Below are 5962 nucleotides of genomic sequence, written 5' to 3'. Positions count from 1 at the left end.
CCCACCCCGCCGACCCCGTCCACGCAGCGGCCGTCCACGCCGTCCGGGCCCAGCACACCCGGGGGCGGCACCCTGCCGCCCTCGCAGCAGGACCCCGGCCAGGAGACCGGCCCCGACACCTCTGTGACCAGCGAACCCGGCACTCTCGAGAGCTGAGCGTGCGCGCTCGGGCCCGACAGCGAAGAATCATGAAGTGTCATGACGCCCACGTCACTGCCGGACGGCTGGCCAGCGGACCCGCGGCCGATCCTGGCGCTCAACCGGACAGGCTGCTTCGACTGGGACCTCGACAGCGGCCTGATGCATCTGGACGCCGCGGGCCTGGAGGTCTTCGACCTGCGGGCCGACGAGTACGACGGCCATCCGGAGAGCCTGGCCGTGCGGGTCCCGCCGATCGAGGCGCACCGCCTGGACGCGTACGTCTCGCACGCGCTCAAGGACGGCAGCCGGTCCTACGGCATCTACTTCCGCATCCGGCCGCGCGACGGCGGGCTGCGCTGGACGCACACCCAGGGGCACATCGAACGCGACGCCACGGGCCGCCCGCGCCGCATCGTCGGTATCGTCCGCGACGCCACACAGGAACTGGGCGACAGCACGGCACGGCGCGAGCGCGCCGACGAGGAGGAGGACCGGCGGCGCCGCACGAGCATCGTGCAGGGCACCACGGCGGCCCTCGCGCACGCCCGCACCGTGCGGGACGTCATCGACGTGCTCAAGGACACCCACGGCCTGGCCCACCTGGGCGCGTCCAACCTCGTCATGGGCCTGGTCGAGGCCGGGCGGATCCGTCTTGTCGCCGAGGGGCCGACGGGCAGCTTCGTGCCGGGCACCAAGTTCACCCGAGTCGACGAGCAGTTTCCGATGAGCGAGGTCGTGCGCACGCTCTCGCCGCGCTTCATCGAGACGGCCGCCGAGTTCGCGGCCTCGTACCCGCAACTGTGGCCGCACATCGACGAGCTCGGCATCACCGCGGCCGCCTATCTGCCGCTGATCGCGCAGGCCAAGCCGATCGGCGCGCTCGGCCTGCTCTACCGGGACAAGACCGGCTTCACCGAGGAGGAGCGCAACGTCCTGGTCGCCCTGGGCAGCGGCATCGCGCAGAGCCTGCAGCGCGCGATGTTCTACGAGCAGGAGAAGGACCTCGCCCAGGGTCTCCAGCAGGCGATGCTGCCGCGCACCATCCCCGGCGTCCCGGGCGCCGACATCGCGGTCCGCTACCGCTCGGCGGCGCTCGGCCGCGACATCGGCGGCGACTGGTACGACGTGATCCCGCTGCCGGGCGGCCGGGTCGGGGCGGTCATCGGCGACGTACAAGGCCATGACACGCACGCGGCGGCCGTGATGGGCCAGCTGCGCATCGTCCTTCGCGCCTACGCCGCCGAGGGGCACACCCCCGCCACCGTCATGGCCCGCGCCTCCGGCTTCCTGCACGAGCTGGACACCGACCGCTTCGCCACCTGTCTCTACGCCGAGGCCGATCTGTCGACCGGCGTCGTCCAGCTGGTGCGGGCAGGGCACATCGATCCGCTGCTCCAGCAGAGCGACGGGAGCTGCCGCAGGGTGCCGGTCGACGGCGGGCTCCCGCTGGGCCTCTCCGCCGAGTTCGGCAGTCTCGAATACCCCGTCAGCACCCTCGAACTCGACGCGGGACAAACCCTGTTGCTCTTCACCGACGGTCTCATCGAGGAGCCGGGCGCCGACCTCGACGACGGCCTTCGGGCGCTCGGCGAACTCGCCTGCTCGGGCCCGCGCGACCTCCAGCAGCTCGCCGACCGGCTCTGCTCGATCGTGGACGAGCGGGGCGGCGACGACGACGCGGCACTGCTGCTCCTGCGCCGCCGGCTCCTCGACGCGCCGCGCTCCGGAGGCCGCCTCCAGCAGCATGTCGGCCCCGGCGACCCGGAGGCGCTCGCCGAGGCCCGCCACATGATCAGGGCCGCCGTCCGCGCCTGGGGCGCCAAGGACAGCGCCGACGAGGTCGAACTGGTCGCCGACGAGATCATCACCAACGCCCTGATGCACACCGACGGCGCGGCGATCGTGACCCTGCGCGTCCTGACCGGCTCCGACCGGCGGCTGCGGGTCGAGGTCGAGGACTCCTCCAGCGCGCTGCCGCGCCGCAGGGAGGCAGGGGAGTCGGGGGTTTCGGGCCGTGGACTGATGCTGGTGGACATGCTCGCGGACGTGTGGGGCGTGGACTCGCGGGGGACCGGCAAGTGCGTGTGGTGCGAGTTCATCGTGCCCGCGCGGGACCAGGGTTAGGGGCGAGCGGATGCCGGAACTGCCCGAGGTGGAGGCCCTGCGCGCCTTCCTCGCCGACCATCTCGTCGGCCACGAGATCGTCCGGGTGCTGCCCGTCGCGGTCAGCGTCCTCAAGACGTACGACCCTCCGCTCACCGCCCTCGAGGGCCGCCCCGTCACGGGCGTGGCGCGGCACGGCAAGTTCCTCGACATCGACGCGGACGGCCCGCATCTGGTCACCTACCTCGCCCGCGCGGGCTGGCTGCACTGGAAGGACCGCCTCCCCGACGGCGTGCCCCGCCCCGGCAAGGGCCCGCTCGCCCTGCGGGTCGCGCTGGAGACCGGCGAGGGCTTCGACCTGACGGAGGCGGGCACGCAGAAACGTCTGGCCGTGTACGTGACCGAGGACCCGGCGCAGATCCCGGGCATCGCCCGTCTCGGCCCCGACCCGCTCGCCGCCGACTTCGACGAGGACCGTTTCGCGGGGCTCCTGGCGGACGAACGGCGCCAGATCAAGGGCGCGTTGCGGGACCAGAGCCTGATCGCCGGCATCGGGAACGCGTACAGCGACGAGATCCTGCACGCGGCCCGGATGTCTCCGTACAAGCTGGCCTCGAGCCTGGCGGAGGAGGAGACCCATGGGCTGTATGTGGCGCTGCGGACCACGCTGAGCGAGGCGGTGGAGCGCTCGCACGGGGTCGCGGCCGGCCGGCTCAAGGCGGAGAAGAAGAGCGGCCTGCGCGTCCACGGCCGCACGGGTGAGCCGTGCCCCGTCTGCGGCGACACCGTCCGGGAGGTCTCCTTCAGCGACTCCTCGCTGCAGTACTGCCCCACCTGCCAGACGGGCGGCAGACGGCTCGCGGACCGGCGGATGTCACGGTTGCTCAAGTAGCGGGGTTCAGCGGCGGTCGAGCGTCAGGAGGTGTTTGCCCGCCGTGGTGCGTACCTCGTACCGGTCGATGTCCTCGCGGGGGAGCGCGGCGCCGCCCTGCGTCGACACCTCGTCCGACGGCGCACCGGCGGGCACCTTCCACGTCGTCATCGGCTGCTCGGAGCCGTCGGTGGCGATGGCGACGAGTTCGCAGACGACGCGGGAGCCCTCCGGGTCATGGACACGGAGCCCGATGTCCGTGCCCCAGGCGCGGTCGTGCGCGGTCAGCGTCGCCGAGACGCCGGTGCGGCCGTCCCGTGCGGTGATCCGCTCGGGGCCTGGGCCGTCGGCGGTGAGGACCGCCACCGACGGCCCCGCCACGGCGAGCACGATGGTCGCGGCGACCGCGCACAGCCACCGCCTGCGCCCGGCCGCCCTGCGCCGCAGCCGACCGGCCTCGGCGAGCAGCCGCTCGAGAAGGCCGGGGCCCGCCGTGGCGAGCGGGTCGACGCGCGGTGGCGTCACCCGGATGTATGCCTCCAACTGCCGTGCCGTGGGGGTCAGTTCGGTGACCAGGTCACGGCAGACCGGGCAGTCCATGAGGTGATCGTCGAAGCGGAAGGTGTCCGCCGCGTCGAGGACACCGAGCGCGTAGGCGCCGGCGTCGCGATGCCGCTCCAGGGACCTCATGGCGTTCCTTGCGTTCTGTGTGGGTCAGGTTGCTTCTTGCCCTCCCGTACGCAGCGGACCGCCGAATCACTCAAGACGCGGCGGCAGAACAGCCATTCGTGTTCCGGCCCGTGCTGCCAGATGCCAGCTGCCAGATGTCAGATGTCAGATGTCAGAACAAGTGGATCGCCAGATGGCCGAGGGGCAGCCCCAGGCGCCACGCCGCCGTCCACACCTTCGGCCCGTCGTCCTCGCTCCCCGGCGACCCGCCGCCCGGCACCGCGTCCAGGTCGGGGGCGAGCAGCTCCGTCTCCTCCAGCCACCGCCAGGCCTGGTCGGCCAGCTCCAGATCGGGCGCGGGAGCACCGGAGGCGACCGCATCCGCCGCGAGCCCGGCCATCCGCTCCGCGACCCAGTCCTGCCACGGCTGGTCATAGGCCGTCAGGGACAGCCAGGTCTCCAACTGCGAGACCACACGGATGCCCGACAGTTCGCCTCGCGTGTCGGAGAGGAAAATGGTCAGGGCCAGAGCGTCACGCCCCGCTCGGTATTCGAAAGATGTCGGCGGCATCAAATCGCCGGTGCGCAGTAATTCGTCCGCGATGTACTCCGCGTACAACCAGGCCATCGGCACGGTCAGTTCGTCGCCGCCGGGGCCTTCGGCGTTTCCTCGACTCTCGTGCAGCATCCCGTCTCGCCTTCCTCTGTTCGTGCCCGTCGCCGGCCTCTGGCCCCCAATCCAAAGCGCGGATGAGGACAGCCGATTACCCAACAGGGGTGCTGAGCAAGGCGCTTTACAGAGGTTTGACCCGGGGTCCGGTTTCGTCGCAGGTGGGAAGCCCTCTGTTCTTCGTGTCACATGGCCGAAGGTTTTGAGTCCGTTTCAGGGACTATGGAGGCATTGCTGCTTGACTCGGCATTGTGCCCGAATGTGGATTCGTTTCGCCGAATATCCCCCATTCACGGAGCCTGGTCGATGACACAGCGCACACCGCAGGGAACAACCGTTCTAGCGGCCGTAATGATCGGAGCCGCTCTCGCCGGAACAGCCGCCTGCACGGCGAATGAGGAGCGCACCCAGCCGGGCAAGCCGAAGCCGCAGAACGAAATGCGGCGGGACGGCGACCCGCGCGGCGCCCATCGGGAAGCGCGGCCGCCCGCGCCGTCGGCGGCGAGCGGCGGCGCGGGCGCACCGCGCGCCTTCACCCTCATCGCCTCCGGGGACGTCCTGCCGCACTCCTCGATCATCCGCAAGGCGAACGCCGACGCGGGCGGCGACGGCTACGACTTCGAGCCGATGCTCGCGGGCGTGAAGCCGGTCGTCTCCAAGGCGGATCTGGCGATCTGTCACATGGAGACGGTGTACGGCGCGAACGGCGACTACACCGGCTACCCCAGCTTCAAGTCCCCGCCGCAGATCGCCCGCGCCCTGCGGGCCACCGGCTACGACTCCTGCTCGACCGCCTCCAACCACACGCTCGACGACGGCGCCGCGGGGGTGCGCCGCACGCTGGCCGCGCTCGACAAGGCAGGCGTCAAGCACGCGGGTTCGGGCCGCACGGCCGCCGAGGGCAGGTCGCCGGCGTGGCTGCGGGCGGGCGGTGCGAAGGTCGCTCAGCTGGCGTACACGTACGGCACCAACGGGTACCCGCTGCCCAAGGGCAAGCCCTGGACGGTCAACCTCATGGAGCGCGACCGGATCGTGGCGGACGCGAGGGCGGCCCGCAAGGCGGGCGCGGACGTGGTCGTGGTCTCCGTCCACTGGGGCACGGAGTGGCAGGACGCACCGGACCGCCGCCAGCTGAGCCTCGGCAAGCAGCTGACGTCCTCCCGGACGTCGGGCCGCCCCGACATCGACCTGATCCTCGGCACGCACGCGCATGTCCCTCAGGCGTACGAGAAGGTGAACGGCACCTGGGTCGTCTACGGCATGGGCGACCAGATCGCGGGCGACATGATCAACCACGACGGCGAGAACGACCCGCGCGGCAACCAGGGCACGCTGGCCCGCTTCACCTTCACCCCACCGCCGACTGCCGATGCCCGCTGGGAGGTACGGAAGGCGGAGTTCATCCCGCAGTGGTTCGACACGGATACGGGGCGGGTGGTGAACCTGAACGCGGCGTTGGCGCGGGGGGCGGACGTCGGGGACGTCCGGGACCGGATCCGGAGGGTGGT

The 5962-nt window shown here is 71.6% G+C and carries 5 protein-coding genes; 3 read left to right on the top strand and 2 right to left on the bottom strand.

Annotated elements, in window-relative coordinates; translation table 11 throughout:
• The first annotated feature begins 198 nt into the window (after positions 1 to 198).
• Together E2651_RS40485 and E2651_RS40480 are read left to right on the top strand one after the other, a co-directional pair.
• Positions 199 to 2265: a SpoIIE family protein phosphatase gene (locus E2651_RS40485; RefSeq protein WP_135336272.1), complete on the top strand. Its 2067-nt coding sequence runs from the start codon at positions 199 to 201 to the stop codon at positions 2263 to 2265.
• 10 nt (positions 2266 to 2275) lie between these two features.
• Positions 2276 to 3136 carry a DNA-formamidopyrimidine glycosylase family protein gene (locus E2651_RS40480; protein WP_135336271.1) on the top strand — a complete coding sequence of 287 codons (861 nt, stop codon included), beginning with the start codon at positions 2276 to 2278 and terminating at the stop codon, positions 3134 to 3136.
• A 6-nt stretch (positions 3137 to 3142) separates the two neighbouring features.
• Here E2651_RS40480 and E2651_RS40475 read toward each other — a convergent pair whose 3' ends face one another.
• Positions 3143 to 3805 carry a zf-HC2 domain-containing protein gene (locus E2651_RS40475; RefSeq protein ID WP_135336270.1) on the bottom strand — a complete coding sequence of 221 codons (663 nt, stop codon included), beginning with the start codon at positions 3803 to 3805 and terminating at the stop codon, positions 3143 to 3145.
• A 151-nt stretch (positions 3806 to 3956) separates the two neighbouring features.
• The gene (locus E2651_RS40470) at positions 3957 to 4472 is read right to left on the bottom strand and encodes a hypothetical protein (RefSeq protein WP_135336269.1); all 516 of its coding nucleotides are present in this window, start codon (positions 4470 to 4472) and stop codon (positions 3957 to 3959) included.
• A 333-nt stretch (positions 4473 to 4805) separates the two neighbouring features.
• On the opposite strand from E2651_RS40470, the gene E2651_RS40465 reads away from it, so the two are divergent.
• On the top strand, positions 4806 to 5962 hold a 1157-nt coding region (locus E2651_RS40465), incomplete at its 3' end, for a CapA family protein (RefSeq protein WP_135336268.1).

Source organism: Streptomyces sp. MZ04, assembly GCF_004684775.1.
Taxonomy (GTDB): domain Bacteria; phylum Actinomycetota; class Actinomycetes; order Streptomycetales; family Streptomycetaceae; genus Streptomyces.
Note: the sequence above shows the minus strand (reverse complement) of the source record. Positions and strands in the feature narration are given on the sequence as shown.